The organism is Cupriavidus numazuensis (genome assembly GCF_905397435.1).
GTDB lineage: Bacteria > Pseudomonadota > Gammaproteobacteria > Burkholderiales > Burkholderiaceae > Cupriavidus > Cupriavidus numazuensis.
The window spans coordinates 1-17,849 of record NZ_CAJPVI010000040.1; the positions used below are offsets into that span (position 1 = coordinate 1).

Annotated in this window: 16 protein-coding genes; 6 read left to right on the forward strand and 10 right to left on the reverse strand. The window is 65.4% G+C overall.

Annotated features, from left to right (window positions below):
• Positions 1 to 1,135: 1,135 nt before the first annotated feature.
• Complete coding sequence (locus KHO41_RS27175) at positions 1,136 to 2,518, reverse strand: NCS2 family permease (protein ID WP_244874049.1); 1,383 nt, start codon at positions 2,516 to 2,518, stop codon at positions 1,136 to 1,138.
• Positions 2,519 to 2,959: 441 nt separating this feature from the next.
• Between KHO41_RS27175 and KHO41_RS27180 the strand changes: the two genes are divergently transcribed.
• Complete coding sequence (locus KHO41_RS27180; protein ID WP_211956351.1) at positions 2,960 to 3,163, forward strand: hypothetical protein; 204 nt, start codon at positions 2,960 to 2,962, stop codon at positions 3,161 to 3,163.
• A gap of 18 nt (positions 3,164 to 3,181) precedes the next feature.
• On the opposite strand, the gene KHO41_RS27185 is transcribed toward KHO41_RS27180, so the two are convergent.
• Positions 3,182 to 3,805 (reverse strand): N-acetyltransferase, encoded by a 624-nt coding sequence (locus tag KHO41_RS27185; RefSeq protein WP_211956352.1) that lies wholly within the window; start codon positions 3,803 to 3,805, stop codon positions 3,182 to 3,184.
• Positions 3,806 to 4,385: 580 nt separating this feature from the next.
• Between KHO41_RS27185 and KHO41_RS27190 the strand changes: the two genes are divergently transcribed.
• The 3 genes from KHO41_RS27190 to KHO41_RS27200 all read left to right on the forward strand — a co-directional run bounded on the left by KHO41_RS27190 (position 4,386) and on the right by KHO41_RS27200 (position 7,023).
• Positions 4,386 to 5,570, forward strand: a complete 1,185-nt coding sequence (locus KHO41_RS27190; RefSeq protein WP_244874050.1) for a beta propeller repeat protein — start codon at positions 4,386 to 4,388, stop codon at positions 5,568 to 5,570.
• A gap of 17 nt (positions 5,571 to 5,587) precedes the next feature.
• Positions 5,588 to 5,848, forward strand: a complete 261-nt coding sequence (locus tag KHO41_RS27195) for a MoaD/ThiS family protein (RefSeq protein ID WP_211956353.1) — start codon at positions 5,588 to 5,590, stop codon at positions 5,846 to 5,848.
• Positions 5,849 to 6,066: 218 nt separating this feature from the next.
• Positions 6,067 to 7,023 carry a chemotaxis protein gene (locus KHO41_RS27200; RefSeq protein WP_211956354.1) on the forward strand — a complete coding sequence of 319 codons (957 nt, stop codon included), beginning with the start codon at positions 6,067 to 6,069 and terminating at the stop codon, positions 7,021 to 7,023.
• A 261-nt stretch (positions 7,024 to 7,284) separates the two neighbouring features.
• Here KHO41_RS27200 and KHO41_RS27205 read toward each other — a convergent pair whose 3' ends face one another.
• Positions 7,285 to 7,938: a peroxiredoxin gene (locus KHO41_RS27205; protein ID WP_211956355.1), complete on the reverse strand. Its 654-nt coding sequence runs from the start codon at positions 7,936 to 7,938 to the stop codon at positions 7,285 to 7,287.
• Positions 7,939 to 7,973: 35 nt separating this feature from the next.
• Positions 7,974 to 8,411, reverse strand: coding sequence for a universal stress protein (locus KHO41_RS27210; protein WP_211956426.1), 438 nt, complete (start codon positions 8,409 to 8,411; stop codon positions 7,974 to 7,976).
• 214 nt (positions 8,412 to 8,625) lie between these two features.
• Between KHO41_RS27210 and KHO41_RS27215 the strand changes: the two genes are divergently transcribed.
• Positions 8,626 to 10,284, forward strand: a complete 1,659-nt coding sequence (locus KHO41_RS27215; protein WP_211956356.1) for a SulP family inorganic anion transporter — start codon at positions 8,626 to 8,628, stop codon at positions 10,282 to 10,284.
• A 9-nt stretch (positions 10,285 to 10,293) separates the two neighbouring features.
• Here KHO41_RS27215 and KHO41_RS27220 read toward each other — a convergent pair whose 3' ends face one another.
• A complete protein-coding gene (locus KHO41_RS27220) occupies positions 10,294 to 10,497 on the reverse strand; it encodes a CopG family transcriptional regulator (protein ID WP_211956357.1) in 204 nt (67 codons plus the stop codon).
• Positions 10,498 to 10,569: 72 nt separating this feature from the next.
• The gene (locus KHO41_RS27225; protein WP_211956358.1) at positions 10,570 to 12,183 is read right to left on the reverse strand and encodes a phospholipase D family protein; all 1,614 of its coding nucleotides are present in this window, start codon (positions 12,181 to 12,183) and stop codon (positions 10,570 to 10,572) included.
• 118 nt (positions 12,184 to 12,301) lie between these two features.
• Between KHO41_RS27225 and KHO41_RS27230 the strand changes: the two genes are divergently transcribed.
• Complete coding sequence (locus KHO41_RS27230; RefSeq protein WP_211956359.1) at positions 12,302 to 12,508, forward strand: DUF6494 family protein; 207 nt, start codon at positions 12,302 to 12,304, stop codon at positions 12,506 to 12,508.
• 12 nt (positions 12,509 to 12,520) lie between these two features.
• Here KHO41_RS27230 and KHO41_RS27235 read toward each other — a convergent pair whose 3' ends face one another.
• From KHO41_RS27235 to KHO41_RS27250, 4 genes are all read right to left on the reverse strand, one after another.
• Positions 12,521 to 13,630 carry a dihydrolipoamide acetyltransferase family protein gene (locus tag KHO41_RS27235; RefSeq protein ID WP_211956360.1) on the reverse strand — a complete coding sequence of 370 codons (1,110 nt, stop codon included), beginning with the start codon at positions 13,628 to 13,630 and terminating at the stop codon, positions 12,521 to 12,523.
• An 18-nt stretch (positions 13,631 to 13,648) separates the two neighbouring features.
• Positions 13,649 to 14,626 (reverse strand): alpha-ketoacid dehydrogenase subunit beta, encoded by a 978-nt coding sequence (locus KHO41_RS27240; RefSeq protein WP_211956361.1) that lies wholly within the window; start codon positions 14,624 to 14,626, stop codon positions 13,649 to 13,651.
• A 12-nt stretch (positions 14,627 to 14,638) separates the two neighbouring features.
• Positions 14,639 to 15,739, reverse strand: coding sequence for a pyruvate dehydrogenase (acetyl-transferring) E1 component subunit alpha (gene pdhA / locus KHO41_RS27245; RefSeq protein ID WP_211956362.1), 1,101 nt, complete (start codon positions 15,737 to 15,739; stop codon positions 14,639 to 14,641).
• Positions 15,740 to 15,927: 188 nt separating this feature from the next.
• Positions 15,928 to 17,847, reverse strand: coding sequence for a hybrid sensor histidine kinase/response regulator (locus KHO41_RS27250; protein ID WP_244874051.1), 1,920 nt, complete (start codon positions 17,845 to 17,847; stop codon positions 15,928 to 15,930).
• Positions 17,848 to 17,849: the final 2 nt, after the last annotated feature.

Consider the following 17,849-nt stretch of genomic DNA (forward strand, 5'->3'; position numbering starts at 1 on the left):
AGCCCGGCGTGAAGACGATTTGGCTTGGCCTGAAAGAAGTTCATGTCGCCGCGAAGACTCTGCGAGGATTACGAGCCGTCGATGATGGGGACAATTGTGTATAACCGCATGGGGATATGGGGGGCAATTGCAATGCTGTGGTGAGTGTCTTGGCAAAAGGTCCAAAAACTATTGAAAAGGGTTGTTTGCCGAATATCGGTCTTGGCAGGCGCTGCTGTTTCGCCGGCGTAGCCGGCGACCTACTTTTACCCGAGCGGTAAAAGTAGGCAAAAGCGCGTTTACGTGGTTAATCCAAGGCTCAATGCCATTGAGGCATCAGAGGACCGCTGGACTGCCTGCCGCGTAGATGATTAGGATGGGACAGCGCGTACGAGCGAACCCGGATTACGGAGTGGTCCCTTCTAATGAGGACATCGCGGGGACGCCTTCGGCTGCGCTACGCGCGGCTCGGAGTAAGGCCGCGAAGGTCTGACCCGAACCCCGCCTCGGTGACGAAGCCTTGGGCGCATTGCATGCGCGTAGAGACAGGAAATCAGGAACTGGAACTGGAACGGGGGAGTCGGTCGCCAGCGACGCTGATGAGCTTGCGTCCAGACGACGACGTGCGCGCAGCGCAGCCGAAGGCGTCCCACCACTGACCGTGTTGGAACGCTGTACCCGAGTCCGTCTTGGGGATCGTCCAAAAGCCGTGCCGCGCCAGGCACAGGTTCTGACTCACATGGCGTAGCAGGTTGGAACGGCCGACCACCATCGCAGGCGTCCAAAGCCGTTTGAACCCCTGCCGCCGTGGAATTGATGGCCAGCGGCAACGACGCGCTTTTCTGCCTACTCTTTTGTCGCTCGGACAAAAGAGTAGGTCGCCGGCTACGCCGGCGAAACAGCGGCGCGAGCCAAGAGCGACACCTCAATCCCAACCACAAAACCCCGCCGGCTACGCCGGCGAAACAGCGGCGCATGCCAAGAACGATACCCTAATCCCAACCTCAAAAAGCGCCCAACTGCCTAAAAAAAAGAGCCCTGGGAAAGCAGGAATCCCAGGGCATAAATCCACCGTTGTGGCGGCAGAGGAGACATCGTTGAATTCACTGCGGACAACCGCGCCAGAGGCAGCGGTTGTCCGATTGGCGTATCGATTTCAGATCGCCCAGCCTCCGGCATAGAACGCAGCCAGTGCGACGGCAATCGCTACGGTGCCGACATTGAGCTTGCGCCATTCGCCCGCAACGATGCGGCCGACGACCAGCGTGCAGAAGCCGAGCATGATGCCGGTGACGATATTGCAGGTCAGCACGATAAATACCGCGCAGACCAGACCGGCGAGTGCATCGACCAGGTCGTCCATGTGCAGGCGCGAGACGCTCGACAGCATCAGCAGCCCCACGTACATCAGCGCCGGTGCGGTTGCGTACGACGGCACCAGGCCGGCCAGCGGCGAGAAGAACATCACGGCCAGGAACAGCAGGCCGACTACCACGGCGGTCAGGCCGGTCTTGGCGCCGGCGGCAACGCCGACGGTCGATTCGATGTAGGCCGCGGCCGGTGCGCCGCCGAAGATGGCGGAGAAGATCGAGCTGACCGAGTCCGCCGTGAGCGCGCGTCCGCCGTTGCGGATGTGGCCATTGGCGTCAAGCTGGCCGGCCTGGCCTGCGACAGCGCGGATCGTGCCGGTGGCGTCGAACACGGCAGTCATCACCAGTGCCAGCACGCTGGGCAGCACGGCGGCGGACAGTGCGCCGCGGATGTCCATGGCGCCGATCAGCGACTGGTGGCCCGGTGCGCTCAGCGACGGCAGCGCGAATACGCCAGTGAACTTCACAGCAGGGTCGAAGATCAGGCCCAGCACCGAGATGGCGACGATCACCAGCAGGATGCCGCCTGGCACGCGCCGGCGCTCGAGGCCGAAGATGGCGGCCAGCCCCAGCACCGACATCACGACCGGGAACGCGGTGATCTTGCCCAGTGCCACAGGCAGGCCCGCGCCGCTGTTCTTGACCACGAGGCCCACATCATTGGACGCGATCAGCAGCAGGAACAGGCCGATGCCGATCCCCGCGCCGTGGGCCACGCCGGCTGGCAGGTTGCGCAGGATCCAGGAACGTACGCCGGTCACGGAGATCGCGGTGAAAACCACGCCCATCAAGAACACGGCGCCGAGTGCCACGGCCGGCGACAGCCCCTGCCCGAGCACCAGGCCAAAGGCCATGAACGCGGTCAGCGAAATGGCACAGCCGATTGCGATCGGCAGTTTGGCCCATACACCCATCAGCAGCGAGCCGAAGGCCGTGGTCAGGCACACCGCCACGAACACCGCGCTGGTGTCGAAGCCGGCCTTGCCGAGCATGCCCGGCACGACGAAGACCGCGTAGACCATGGCCATGAAGGTGGTCACGCCTGCTACCAGTTCCTGCCGCTGCGTGCTGCCGCGGGCGGTGATCTGGAAGTAGGCGTCGAGCTTGTTCTTGACTTCGGGGCGCGCGGAATCGACTTCCGTCACTGACGGAAAGGGCTGTTCGATCATGATGATCTGTCTCCTTGCAGGGCGCTGCCACGGCTAGCGGGAAGGGGCCGCGAACAGGCTTTGTCTCACTTGGTTCTAGGTATCGGCCGTGGCATGCTCGCGCCGCGGCCGGTTTTATCGGTGTGCCGGCTGTCATTCGCCTTCTGGATGAGCGCGATCTGGGCAAGGCTGAAGGCTAGGTGACGCGCGGCGCGTCGTCATAACCCCGACAAAATGCGCGGTATGTCCGCAGGGGAATAGTGAATGTGATGAATTGCCGTCTTGCCCGGGACCGGTGGCGCCGGGGCCATTCGGTAAGGCGTTGCCATTATCAGCCAGATCGAATGGGGCCTATAGGTATTGACCCGTATGTCTTGAGGGCGACTTCGCTATACTAGGGATAACCCTCGGATCGAACGACAAGTGCGGTCCGGTGCGCTTATTTTCTATCAGGAATCTCTTATGCAAGTCCTTGCTGACACTCTCTATCGCCAGTCGCCGACCCGCCGTCCGGCAGCCCCCGCAGACCTTTCCCGCAATGTTGCGCCGTACGCGCGCATGGGTAGCGGCGATTCGCTGATCGCCCGCGTGCGCGAGTATTTCGCGCGCGGCTGGGCGCTGCATGTGCAGAACGCGCGCGAGGCCGCGCCGATCAGCTGGCTGTGAACGCGGCCCACCGCAGACTCAGTACATCCCCGTCGCTTCCCTGAAGCGTCCCAGCGTCCAGCCATGCCCGAGCAGCAACATGCGGGTATGCAGATCGTCCTTCACCACCGCGCTGACTTGCTCGCCCAGGTAGGTGAGCGTCTTATAGCGCAGGTCGACATAGCCAAGCGCGTACCGCCGGCCCAGCGACTGCCATAGCGCATGGGCGCCCGCCGACTGTCGCGCGCCGCTAAGCAGGCATAGCCCGCCATCGAGCGCCAAGCGGTAGAGGCCTGACGCCAGGCCCAGGCGCTGGTAAGCCGGCGCAAACTTCGTGTGGGGCGATCGCACCCACGGGTCGGCGCGCCGGCCGACTTCGATCAGCCGGTTGAAAACCGTATAGCCAGCCAGCTGGCGGCTGGCCACATCTTCCACGTACACGAAAATCTCGCCATCGGCCTCGCGAAAGCGCAGGCGCAGGCCGGGCAGCCCGCTCGGCATGTCCGGCATGCCATGCAGCCGGTCGCCGGGGCGGCGCATGCGGTCATGCAGGGCGCCGAGTTCGTGTTCCACTTCGGCAGTTTCTGGACTGACATCGACGCGCAATTCCAATGCGCGTGCCAGAACCTGCGCCGGGCCGCGCAGTGTAAACGTCAGGGTCATGGCGTGCTCCTCAGCTATTGAGGGCGACGTACAGAATGACAAGCGCCACCATGGCGCAAAGGGTGCGGCGATAGATGGATGGCATGGCTTTCTCCTGAATGCACGATGGTTTGCGGTTGCCAACGTGGCAGCCGCATGCAAAGTGCCGTGCGGGAAAGCTCAGATCGGGACGAGGGTCCGCCGAGCTGCCCGCACGGCCAGGAAAAGCACGGCCAGGCAGGCCGGGAGTGCCGGCAGGCCGATGCGCGTGGCCGTCTTCGACGCGCACGCGGCCGCGCCATGCGTGGCATGGCGAAGCGAGGCGGTGGCGTGGAACGGCAGGGGCATCGGCAAGGTAGTGGGGGCATTGAGCCGGCTGGGCAAGGTGCCGCCGGCCAACGACTCTTATGCCACATCGGACACTGAATGTCCAATTATCAGACGGAGATCTGCATTCAACGGCGGCCAAAAATCCTGATTCTCGGCGGACTTCACGACGCAGGACTGTCGCCTGCCGTCACAATATTGCAATTGTGAACACTGTCTACATGAACTAGACTCGGTAGCACGTGCCCCAGGACGGGGCAGTTCCGCAGGAGCCATGATGACTGCTAGCACGGCACCGCAAACCGACCCCCACCAGACGTCATCGCCGGAATCCGGTCCGGCCATGCTGTTGGTCGCTACGATCAAGGGTGCGTGGTTCCTGACCAGCGACCCCGCGCGCCGCGCCTGGGAGTTGCGTGGGCCGGTGTTCCTCGGGCACACCATCCACCACATCGTGCAGGATCCGCGCGAACCGCAGCGCATGCTGATGGCGGCGCGCACCGGCCATCTCGGGCCGACCGTCTTCCGTTCCGCGGATGGCGGCCGCAACTGGACCGAGGCCACGCGGCCGCCGGCGTTCAACAAGGCGCCCGAAGGTGAAACTGGCCGCGTGGTCGACCATGTCTTCTGGCTCACGCCCGGACATGCGTCCGAACCAGGCACGTGGTATGCCGGCACCTCTCCGCAAGGCTTGTTCCGCAGTACCGATCACGGTGCCAGCTGGGAGCCGGTGGCCGGCTTCAATGATCACCCGATGCGGCGCGCCTGGACCGGCGGCGAACAGGACGGCACGCCCGACGGCCCGAAGATGCATTCCATCCTTGTCGATCCGCGCGATCCGAGGCACCTGTACATCGGCATGTCGAGCGGCGGCGTGTTCGAAAGCACCGATGCAGGTGCCGACTGGAAGCCGCTGAACCGCGGTTGCGCGGCGAATTTCCTGCCGGACCCCGATGTCGAATACGGCCATGACCCGCACTGCGTAGTACAGCACCCGGCCGCGCCCGACATCCTGTACCAGCAGAATCACTGCGGCATCTACCGCATGGACCGGCGCGAAGCGGTATGGAAGCGCATCGGCGACGCCATGCCGCGCGAGGTCGGGGATATCGGCTTCCCGATTGTCGCGCACCGGCGCGATCCGCGCACGGTATGGGTCTTCCCGATGGATGGCAGCGACGTCTGGCCCCGCGTGAGCCCCGGTGGCAAGCCCGCGGTCTATGTCACGCGCGACGCGGGCGAGACGTGGCAGCGGCAGGATCGTGGCCTGCCAGCCGATCAGGCCTGGCTCACCGTCAAGCGCCAGGCCATGACCGCCGACGCGCAGTCGCCCGTTGGGGTGTATTTCGGCACGACCGGTGGAGAGATCTGGGCCAGTGCCGATGAAGGTGAACACTGGCAGTGCATTGCGAGCCACTTGCCGCATATCTACGCGGTCCAGTCCGCACGGCCGGTCTGACGCGCAAGGGAGTCAACATGCGGGTCCATATTGCCTCGCCGCTGCTTTCCTATACCGATCAGCAATCGGTCGTGGAAGCCCATGGCAGCAGCATCGGCCAGTTGCTCGAGGACCTCGACCGGCAGTTTCCCGGCATGCGCTTCCGCATCGTCGACGAGCAGGACAAGCTGCGGCCGTACATCCGCGTCTTCGTCAACCGTGTGCAGTGGATGCGGCTCGACGCGCCGCTGCACGACGATGACGAGGTCCACATCCTGCAGGCACTCGCCGGTGGCTGACTCGCTGCATCACGTATCGTTGGCTCCCACCGCCATGATCTGGCGCAAAGTTATAACGTAAATCAGATCAATCCCTACTTAAGCCCTGCTTAAATCCCCTATCCGCGTTGCCGATATCCAGACATCGAACGTCTGCTGTCCGCCTGCCGCCAGGCCGCAGACCGCACCTACCGCAGCGGCAAACCAATCAGCCATTCGGCACGCAAGGGGAGCATCACATGAGCAGTTCGATGAGGGACATCGACGAACGCACCAACCTGACCAACAACAACCAGTTCGAACTGCTGTTGTTCCGGCTGGGCGACGCCGAGCATTCAGGCCAGTCCGAACTGTTCGGCATCAACGTCTTCAAGGTCCGCGAAATCCTGGTGATGCCGCCGGTCACCACCGTCGTCGGCGCGGATCCGTCGATCCTGGGCATGGCCGACATCCGCGGCCAGGTGATTCCGGTGATCGACCTGCCGCGCCTGGTTGGCTGCAAGCCCGCGAACGGCCTCGGCATCCTGCTGGTGACCGAGTACGCGCGCTCGACGCAAGGGTTTGCGGTCGAGGCTGTCGAGGAAATCGTGCGCCTGGAATGGAACCAGGTCCATTCGGCCGAGGCCAGCGTGCGCACGGGCCACGTGACCAGCATCGCCAAGCTCGACGCTGGCACCGACAACGCGCGCCTGGTACAGGTACTGGACGTCGAGCAGATCCTGCGCGACGTGCTGCCGTCGCGCCAGCCGGACGTGGTTCCGGAAGCCGTCGGGCCGCAACTCACCCTGCCGCCGGGCACCAAGGTCATTGCCGCCGACGATTCCGCGCTCGCGCGCGGACTGATCGAGCAGAGCCTGAAGGCGCTGGGCGCACCGGTGCTGATGACCAAGTCCGGCAAGGAAGCCTGGGACCTGCTCGACCGCATGGCCGCGGAAGCCGCCAGCAACGGCCGTTCCATCCATGACGAAGTGGCGCTGGTGCTGACCGACCTGGAAATGCCGGAGATGGATGGCTTCACGCTGACGCGCAAGATCAAGGCGGACAGTCGCCTCAAATCGCTGCCGGTCGTGATTCATTCGTCGCTTTCCGGTGAGGCCAGCGAGGAGCATGTGCGCAAGGTGGGCGCGAATGCCTATGTCGCCAAGTTCGTCGCCAAGGAGCTTGCCGAGACGTTGCGCAGCGTGCTGGTGCACTGAAAGGCACGCGGCGTGGCGTCGTTGTATCGCATGAGGCACAGAACTGCCCCCGGCGCAACCATTTCCCCACGCCGTCCTGCTGCCTAGAAATTAGGCACGCCAGTCTTTTCCAATACCGGCGCGCCTTGTGCGGTTGTCAATAGGCCGGATATCCACTGTTCCTGTGGATAGTTTTCCCGGTGGCCTGTCCGCCTCATGCCAATGGATGAGACGAGGCCCGGAATCTCCGGGCCGGACGGGCGCCGCCGCCCGCCATTCTCCTTACTTTGGCTGCGCCACCACTCGAAGGTAGGGCTTCAGTGTCTTGAAGCCATTCGGGTATTTCTTGCGCGCGTCTTCATCCGAAACCGAGGTCGGGATGATCACGTCATCGCCCGGTTTCCAGTTGACCGGCGTTGCCACGGTGTGCTTCGCGTTGAGTTGCAGCGAATCCAGCAGGCGCAGGACTTCGTCGAAATTCCGGCCGGCACTCATCGGATACGCGAGCATCGCCTTGATCTTCTTGTCCGGCCCGATCCAGAACACCGAGCGGATGGTCGCGTTATCCACCGCGGTGCGCGGGCCGCCGCTGGCTTCGGGGTGGATCATGTCATAGAGCTTGGCTACCTTCAGGTCGGCATCGCCGATCATCGGATAGTTGACCGCATGGCCTTGCGTTTCCTCGATGTCCTTGGCCCAGCGCGAGTGGTCGCCGACCGGGTCGATGCTCAGGCCGATGATCTTGGTGTTACGTTTGTCGAATTCGGGCTTGAGGCCGGCCATATAGCCGAGTTCGGTCGTGCAGACGGGCGTGAAGTCCTTCGGATGCGAAAACAGGATGGCCCAGCCGTCGCCGATCCATTCATGGAAATGGATCGTGCCTTGCGTGGTCTCGGCGGTGAAGTCAGGGGCTTCTTCGCCAATTCGAATCGCCATGATCGAACTCCTTGGTTGGGGGTTAAGCAACAGGGCTAGTGAAATACCAGCACGGGAATCGTGCTGTGCGTCAGGACCCGATGCGTCTCGCTGCCGATCAGCATGGCCTGCAGGCCCCGCCGTCCGTGCGACGACATCACGATCAGGTCGCAATCTCGCTGCTGCGCCGTCAGGACGATCGCCTGCCACGGGTGGTCGTCCGTGGCGGTGACGGTCTCGCAAGGTACGCCTGCCTGGGTTGCCGCCCGGGTGAGGGCAAGCAGGAATTCGTCGGCGTGGCGCGCGGCTTCGGCGGCAAACGTTTCCCGCGACCCCTGCAGGCTGCTGAGCCGGTATGTCATCAGGTGGTACTGCGGAATCACATGGAGGCCGGTGACCCGGGCACCGATGCGCGCGGCAAAGGTCATGGCCCGCGCAATCATTGCGTCGGCTCGGGGCGAGCCGTCCGTGGGAACCAGGAAGTGCCTGAACATCATGTCCTCCGCTTGCCAGAGTCCACGGGAAGCCGGCGCGCTGGCGCCTGGCGCATGCCCCGGTCCGCGCGGGCCACTCCAGTATAGGAACTGGCCGGTCATGGCAACAGGATCGGAAGCCGGCCCAAACGCATGCCGCGTGGCAGGCCAGACATTAACATGCTGTTATCATCCAATGTGCCTTTCGATCAGCCGATGACAACGAGGTCGCACAATGATTGCACTGCGCGAGGCCTGGCAGGCCAGGCTATTCCACCGCGGGAACTGGTTTCCCAATATCGTCGCGGGTGCCATCGTGGGCGTGGTGGCGCTCCCACTGGCCATGGCCTTTGCTATTGCGTCCGGCGCGAAGCCCGAGCAGGGGCTGTACACGGCGATCGTGGCGGGGCTGCTGGTGTCGGCATGCGGCGGCAGCCGCGTGCAGATCGCGGGGCCCACCGGGGCGTTTATCGTGATCCTGTCCGGCATCACCGCGAAGCACGGTATCGACGGCCTGCAGATCGCCACGCTGATGGCGGGGCTGATCCTGCTGGCCATGGGGCTGGCGCGGCTCGGCAGCGTGATCCGCTTTATTCCGGCGCCGGTCATCGTGGGTTTCACGGCCGGCATCGGCGTGATCATCTTCGTCGGCCAGTGGCGCGACTTCTTCGGCCTGCCGGCGGTCGCCGGCGAACATTTCCACGAGAAGCTCTGGCACCTGCTGCAGGTTTTCCCGCAACTGCACGTGGCCACGACAGCGATCGCCGTGCTGAGCCTGCTGCTGGTCATCGGCGCGCCGCGGGTCCACTTGCTGCGCCGCGTCCCCGGTCCGCTGCTGGCGCTGGTGGCGGCCACCGCCATCCAGGCGGTGTTCCGCTTCGACGGTGTGGCGACGATCGGCAGCGCTTTCGGTGGTCTGCCGCGCGGCTTGCCAGGGCTGTCGCTGCCCGAGGTCACGCTCGCGCGGATCATCGAGCTGGCCGGCCCGGCCTTCACCATCGCTATGCTCGGCGCGATCGAGTCGCTGCTGTCGGCCGTGGTCGCCGACGGCATGGCCGGCACGCGCCATGATTCGAACCAGGAACTGATGGGCCAGGGACTGGCCAACGTCGTCGCGCCGCTGTTCGGCGGCTTTGCGGCGACCGGCGCCATTGCGCGCACCGCCACGAACATCCGCAATGGCGGCAACAGCCCGCTGGCCGGCATCACGCATGCGGTCACGCTGGTGCTGGTAGTGCTGTTCCTGGCGCCGCTGGCGGCCAATGTGCCACTGGCCGCGCTGGCCGCGATCCTGTTCGTGGTGGCCTACAACATGAGCGAGCTGCGCCATTTCGCGCGCATGGTGCGCCGCGCGCCGCGTGCCGACGTGGCGATCCTGCTGATCACGTTCAGCCTGACCGTGCTGACGGACCTGGTGGTGGCCGTCAATATCGGCGTGATCCTGGCCATGCTGCAGTTCCTGCGGCGCATGTCGGTGTCGGTGGAAGTGTCACGCCAGGATGCGCCCGATCTGGAGCACGAGCTGTCGCGCGACGGCGGCACGCCCCCCGGTTTGCCGCCAGGCGTGCTGGTGTACGGCATCGACGGGCCGTTCTTTTTCGGCGCGGTGGAAAATTTCGAGCGCGCGCTGATCCAGACGCATACGGATCCGCGCGTGCTGCTGATCCGGTTGCGCCGCGTGCCGTTCATGGACATGACCGGCCTGCAGACGTTGGAAGAGGTCATCGGCAAGCTCCGCGAGCGCGGCGTGGCCGTGGTGCTGTGCGAAGCGAACGCGCGCGTGCGCCAGAAGCTCATGCGCGCCGGGGTGCTGGCGGCACTCGGTGAAGCCAATTACCAGGACACGCTGGCCGCGGCGGCCGAGCGCTGCGCGCAGCTTGCGCGCGAGGATTGACGGCGCGGCTCAGGCCTTGTCGGCCGGCGCCTTCTTCTTGGCGGCGGGCTTTGCCTTGGTGGCGTAGTCCACGCCGTGTTGCGCGAGGTATTCGCGGATCAGTTGCCGCACCACCTGCGACGGCGTCAGGTCCTGCGATGCGCACAGGGTCTCGAAAGCCTTTTTCTTGACCGGATCGATCAGGATGGTGAGGCGGGCGGTCTTGGATTCCATGGAGGTCAGCCGCGATGCGCGGCGGCAATCGGAAACGCATTATATACAGCGGCCCAAGCGGCTCGCGGGCGCTTACAGTTCCTCCTCGATTGGCAATATCCGCAGCAGGCCCTGTCCGAGATGCTGCAGCGCGCCCATGTCGGGTTCGCTGTCATAAGTGCGCAGCAGGCCGTTCTCGCGCGTGACCCACACCAGGTGCGTGCCATTACCGTCGGCATCCGGCGCGAGCATGACCTTGTAGGCGACATCCAGCAGCGCCTGGTCCAGGTCCTTGCCGAGTGCCACGCACAGCGGCGCGCTGTCGACGACCACGCCCATTTCCGTATTGAGCCGGGCCGAGCGCGGATCCAGGTTGAGCGACCCGACGAACAACAGGTGCCGGTCCACCATATAGCTCTTGGCATGCAGGCTCGCGCGGCTCTTGCTGACCATGCTGCGGTGGCCCTGCTTGCCTTCGCGTGCCATCTCCGCGTAGGCAGAAGGCTTGAGTTCGTACAGTTCCACGCCCGCTTCAAGCAGGTCCTTGCGCCACGGCGAATAACCCGCGTGCACGGCGCTGACATCCGTGGCGGCGAAGGAGTTGGTCAGGATGCGCACGGTCACGCCGCGCTTCGTCATTTGCCCGAACCAGTCCACCGACTTGCGGTCCGGCACGAAATAGGGCGATACCAGCGCGAGTTCCTGTTGCGCACTGCCCAGCAGCTTCACGAGCTTGGGAATCGCATGGCTGGAATCGTCTTCAGGCGGCAGCGTGACCTTGGCGGCCTTGTCGGCGATGACCGTGGCCTGGCCCCAGTATGCGGGCAGCTTGCCGCCTTCCAAGGCCTGCGCGAGCCCGGAGGACAGCAGGGTCTGCGTATAGTCGCCGCCACGCGCTTCGGCGACGTGCTTGTCGAGATAGTCGCGCAAGGCCTGCAGCTGCGCCGCGGCGTCCTCGGGCGGCTTGACCAGCGCACTGACGGGGTAGGCGGCGGCGCCGTTCCAGTAGTCATCGAACACGGCCGAGACCTCGGGCACCACCGGACCCGCCAGCAACAGGTCCAGGTCGGTGAAATCGGAGCCCTTGTCGGCGGAGAAGTACGCATCGCCGATATTGCGCCCGCCGACGATCGTGAGCTGGTTGTCGGCGGTCATCGACTTGTTGTGCATGCGGCGGTTCAGCCGGCTGTAGTCGAGCGCCATCGCAGCCATGCGCAGGCTGCGCGAGGCGAACGGGTTGAACAGCCGGACCTCGATGTTCGGGTGGTCGTCGAGCGCCGACAGGATACGATCCTGTCCGGCCACATGCAGGTCGTCGAGCAGCAGCCGCACACGTACGCCGCGGTCTGCCGCGGCGACGATGTCGGCGAGCAGCGTCTTGCCGGTCAGGTCGCCGTCGTAGATGTAATACTGCACGTCCAGCGTGCGTTGCGCGGCCCTGGCCAGCGCGATGCGTGCCACGAACGCATCCGGTCCGCTGGCCAGCGGATAGAACCCCGACTGGCCCGGATGCGCCGACAGCATCGGTGCCATGGTGCGGCCCAGCAGCGTGCTGGCCGTGTCCGTCGCCGCGACCGCGTAGGAACTCACGCGCCCGTCCTGTGGCGGCAGGCTGGCGCAGCCGGCCAGCAGCGCGGCGGCCAGCAGCACCGTGAGGCGGTGCAGCCAACGGTGCGTCAGTCGGGGGCAGTCCTGGTCGGCGGACATGGCATCTCCTGGGCGGCGGCCAGCCTCCTGTGTAGCGCGTTTTGCGCGCGCGCGCCAGTCCCGCGCCGGCCTGCACTACTATCAAGGCATACCCGACGAAACCCGGCAGGAGACAGCCATGGATCAGGAAGCCTTCAATATGAGTATCCGCAAGTTCCTCAAGACCGTCGGCGTCAGCTCCCAGCGCGAGATCGAACAGGCCGTGGCGGCCGCGCTGGCCAGCGGCGATCTGGCCGGCAACGAGATCCTGCCGGTAAAGATGACGCTGGAACTGGGCAAGCTGAAGCTCAGCGCGACGTTCGACGGCGAGATCCGGCTGGCCTGACCTTGCCTGCCTCTATTCGGGCAGCGCCAGGTCGGCGATCACCGCGGCCAGGAAGCGTGCCGCCTCGCCGCCCGTGACCACGCGGTGGTCGAAGGTCAGGCTCAGCGGAATCACGCGGTGCACGGCCGGCACGCCGTTGGCCGCCACGACTTCGTCGCGGATGTGCCCGGCGCCGAGAATCGCCACGGTTGGCGGCACTACGATCGGCGCGGCATAGCGGCCCGCGATCATGCCGAAGTTGGACAGCGTGATGGTGTTGCCGCGCATTTCCTCGGGCGCAATCGTGCGCGCGCGGATATCGGCGCGCATGCGGTCCAGTCCGTGCCGCAGGTCCGCGGCGTCGCGGTTGCCCACGTTGCGCAGCACGGGAACGAACAGGCCCTCGGGCAGGTCGGCGGCAATGCCGACGTCGATCTTCTGCATCACGTGCCGCTTGCCGGTCTGGCCCTCGTACCAGCCATTGAGCCCCGGCTCCGCGCGGCAGCCGGCCACGAGCGCGCGCACCAGCCGGATGGTCACGTCATGCGCGCCTTGCCAGGCATGGATATCGGCATCGTCCATCACGGTCGCGGCCGCGACTTCGCTTTGCGCGCGCGCCATGTTCTGCGCCATGGCCCGGCGCACGCCGCGCAGCACTTCACCCGGGCCGGTTTCCGCCAGTGTGGATGCCACACGTTCCACGTCGGCAGCGGTGACGACACCGTCGGGTCCGGACGGATTTGCCATCGCCAGGTCCACGCCGAGCCGCCTTGCCAGCGCGCGCACCGCCGGCGTGGCCTTGATGCCCGCGCCGGCCGCACCCCCGGTGAGCGGCGTGGCGGACTCCGCCACCACGTGCGAACCGACCTTGACCGCGCCCACTACCGTGCCAGCGTCGGCATCGTTGCCCGCCCCTTCGAAACTCGCGAGCGGCGCGCCAAGGTGGACGAGGTCGCCCGCCTGCGCAAACAGCTTGCCAATCGTGCCGGCATACGGCGAGGGGATCTCCACAATGGCCTTGGCCGTTTCGACCGACAGCAACGGCTGATCCGCGGCCACGGTGTCGCCGACCTTCACATGCCACGTCACGATCTCGGCTTCCTGCAGGCCTTCGCCCAGGTCGGGCAGCTTGAAGACTCTCATCGTTGCGTCCCCGTAAGACTATGCCGACAGCGCCTTGCGCACGGCATCGACAATGCGCGCCACGCTCGGCAGATAAGTGTGTTCCAGCCGCGCGAGCGGCACCACGGTGTCGAAGCCCGTCACGCGCTGCACCGGCGCCGCGAGCGAATACAGGCCCGCGTCAGCGAGCCCTGCCGCGATCTCCGCGCCGAAGCCCGCCGTGCGCGGCGCCTCATGCACGATCACGCAGCGGCTCGTGCGCGCCACCGATTCAAGGATGGTCTGCATGTCGAGCGGCTTGAGCGTGGCCACGTCGATCACGGCAGCGGAAATGCCTTCCTCGGCAAGCTGGTCCGCGGCGGCCAGCGTTTCCTGCACCATCGCGCCCCAGCTCACCAGCGTGACATCGCTGCCATCGCGCAACGTGAAGCAGGCGTCGAGCGGCAGTGCCGCGCCATCATCGGCGACCTCCTGCCGGAACAGCCGGTACAGCCGCGTCGGCTCCAGGAAGATTACCGGGTCGGGATCGTTGATCGCGGCCAGCAGCAGGCCATAGGCGCGTGCCGGCGATGACGGGATGACCACGCGGATGCCCGGCATATGCGCAAACATCGCTTCGGGGCTTTCCGAATGGTGCTCAGGCGCGTGGATGCCAGCGCCGAACGGCGAGCGCACCACCAGCGGACAGCCGAGCCGGTTGCGCGTGCGGTGCCGCATGCGGCCGGCGTGGTTGATGATGTTGTCGATCGCCGGATAGATAAAGCCCGTGAACTGGATCTCGGCCACGGGCTTGAGTCCCATTGCCGCCATGCCGATCGCGGCGCCGACAATGCCGGCTTCGGCCAGCGGGGTATCGAGCACGCGCTGCGGGCCGAAACGCGCCTGCAGACCGACCGTGGCGCGGAACACACCGCCGTTCACGCCGATGTCCTCGCCGAGCAGCATGACGTCGGGGTCGTGCTCCAGCGCGTAGCCGAGCGCCTGGTTGACGGCCTCGACCAGAGTGATTTCAGCCATGGTGCGCTCGCCTCAGTTCGGGTTGGTCTGGCCATGCGGCGCGGCGTAGCGCCGCGCCGTCGCGAGCTGTTCCTGCAGCGCTGCGGGCATGGTCGCGTACAGGCAGTCGAACATCGCGGTGGGGTCGGGTGGCGGCAGCGCCAGGTACGCTTCCACGGCTTGTGCGACCTGCTGCGAGCATTCGCGCACGAGCGCTTCTTCGCGTCCCGCATCCCACGCGCCGAGCTTCACCAGGTGCTCGCGCAGCCTGAGCAGCGGTTCGGCCTGCCAGTGCGCCTTGACCGTGGACTCGTCGCGGTAGCGCGAGGCATCGTCGGCAGTGGTGTGGTCGCCGAGCCGGTACGTAATGGCCTCGATCAGCGACGGTCCTTCTCCGGCCCGCGCGCGCTCGATCGCTTCGCCTACGCGGTGACGCACTGCCACGACATCATTGCCGTCGATCTGTTCGCCGGGAATGCCTGCGGCGATCGCTTTTTGCGCGAGCGTGTGCGCAGCGGTCTGGCGGCTGCGCGGCATCGAAATGGCCCACTGGTTGTTGTTGACGACGATCACGAGCGGCGCGTGCCACGCGCCGGCCATGTTCATGCCCTCATAGAAATCGCCTTTCGAGGTGCCGCCATCGCCAAGCATGCAGACGGCCACGCGCGGCTCGCCGCGCAACTGCACCGCGTAAGCCACGCCTGCCGCATGGCAGACCTGCGTGCCGATCGGCACGTTGTTGCCGAAGTCGTGCGGCGCCGCCGCAAATCCGCTGCCGCGCTCGTCGCCGCCCCAGTACAGCAGGCTCTCGGTCATGGTGACGCCGCGCACAAACTGCGCGGCATGATCGCGGTACGACGGCACCAGTATGTCCTCGGGCCGCATCGCGCTGGCTACGCCAACGCCGACTGCCTCCTGCCCGAGCGCCGATGCGAACGTGCCGATCTTGCCTGTGCGCTGCATCGCAATGGCCTTGAGGTCGAACTGGCGGGTCAGCACCATCGCGCGGTACAGCGGCAGCAGCGCGTCCGGGTCGGTGGCGAATGGCGGGAGAGGGGAAGAGGAAACCGGGGTTGTGCCCGGCGGGTCGAGGTATCGTGTGTAGCCGATGTCAAAGCTCGCAACCGTGCCCATGTGGCCGCCTCCGATGTGCGTGTCAGGGATTCCGCACGTCCTTGTGGGACGGCAGGATCGGGTCGGGTTGCTTTGAGTTTAGGGCATGGACGCGCGCGCGGGGATTGGAAAGCGGCGTTTATGTTGCACGGGGCGCAAAAGGAGCCTGGGGCCCCGCTTCCGCCGTGGGGCGTGGATCCACGGGCGTGTTATCCCGCCAGCGCGAACGCCTTCTCGATCGCGTTCAACAATTCCTGCAGTCGCAGAGGCTTTCCGCACACCGCATCGAATCCGGATTCCATTGCGGCGCGTCGATCCTGCTGTCGCGTGAATGCCGTCAGCGCCACGGCGGGAACATGGTCCAGAGAGGCAACGGCCTCGCGCACTCGAATCCTGCGAATCAGGTCGTTGCCATCGCATCCGGGAAGACCGATGTCACTGATGATCAGATCCGGCATGCTGGTGGTCACCTGATCGAATGCCTCCTCGCCGTCACCGGCCGGGCGCACATGTGCGCCGTAGCCAGTCAAGATCGCCGTGAGCGCGGCGAGCGCATCCATGTCATCCTCTACCAACAGTACGTCCAGGCCGCTTAGTGGCATGGCATCCGGTGCTGAAGGCGCTACGGCGAGCGGGGCGTCCTCGTCGCTTCGCGCGGGGGCGGTCAATGGAATCGTGACCTCGAAGGTCGAGCCCAGCCCCACACCGGCGCTGGATGCCTGCACCGTACCGCTGTGCATTTCCACCAGTTGCCTGACGATGGCCAAGCCCAGTCCCAACCCGCCATGCTGTCGACGGTTGGCATCTTCGCTCTGGGTAAACCGATCAAACAGCAGCGGCAGAAACTCTGCGGGAATCCCTCGTCCGTGATCGATGACGCGAACGCGCAAGGCACCGCCATTTGATGCCACCTCGATCCGTACGATGCCCCCTTCGGGCGAGAACTTGATCGCGTTCGATACCAGGTTCCACAGGATCTGTTCGAAACGGGCAGGGTCCAGCCACGCAGCATCTGCCAACACAGGCGGCATCTCCGTGACCAGTGTCACGTTGCGCTCCTGAGCCTGGCGCTGCATGCTCTCGACTGCAACGCGCACGAGTTCGGCCGGATTGACCCGCTCGAGCTCAAGTTTCAGTTTGCCAACGTTGAGCATCGACACGTCGACCAGATCCGCGATCAAGCGGCGTTGAATCGCGATATTGCGTTCGACAGCGGCCAGTCCGCGCCGCCCTTCGTCGGAGTGGATGTGGTGGTTCAGGACATGGGTCCAGATGGAAATCACGTTTAGCGGACTGCGCAATTCGTGCGACAGGATCGCGATGAAGTCATCCTTCATGCGGTTCAGACGCTCCATCGCTGCACGTGCCGCTTGCTCGCGCTCTATCAGCTGCTCGCGCTGGCGTTCAAGGTTGACCCGGTCAGTAATGTTTGACACGACGGCGACCTTGACACCCGACTGGAGCACGGCAGAGATACTCCACTCGAGGTGCATGATCTCGCCTTTAGCGTTGCAAAGCGGAAAAGTGCCTTGCCATCCGTGCTCCTGCAGGCGCCCGGTGGACTCGGCCACTCGCTCTCGCCAGTCCTGCGGTGCAAATTCAGCGACAGGCTGCCCCGCGAGTTCCGGTCCTGACCGCTGCAGCAGCGTCACCATGGCAGGGTTCACGTCGACAAAGCGCCCGGACAAGTCCAGCGTGCAGATGCCTCCGATGGCCTGGTGATAGATCGCGCGAAAGCGCGCCTCGCTTTCGCGCAAGGACTGTTCGGCGGCACTTGCGCGTATCAGTGACGAGATCGTGGCCACCAGTATGGCTGGCTCGGCCGGGTGCGTCAGGTAGGCGCTGGCACCTGCATCAAGGCCGCGCACCTTGTCGCAATCGGCCATATAGGTGGCCGACAGATGCACCACGGGTATGGTGGCGGTTTCCGGCCGTCCGCGCAGGATCCTGCAGACCTGGAAGCCATCGATATCGGGCAGGTTGACATCGAGCACGACGGCCGACACGCTGACATCCGCGAGCTCCAGAGCCCGCTGCCCGATTTCGGCTTCTACGGTCCGGAACCCGGCGGTTGCCAGCACGCGCACCGTCGCATACCGCGTGACGGGATTGTCGTCCACCACCAGCACCA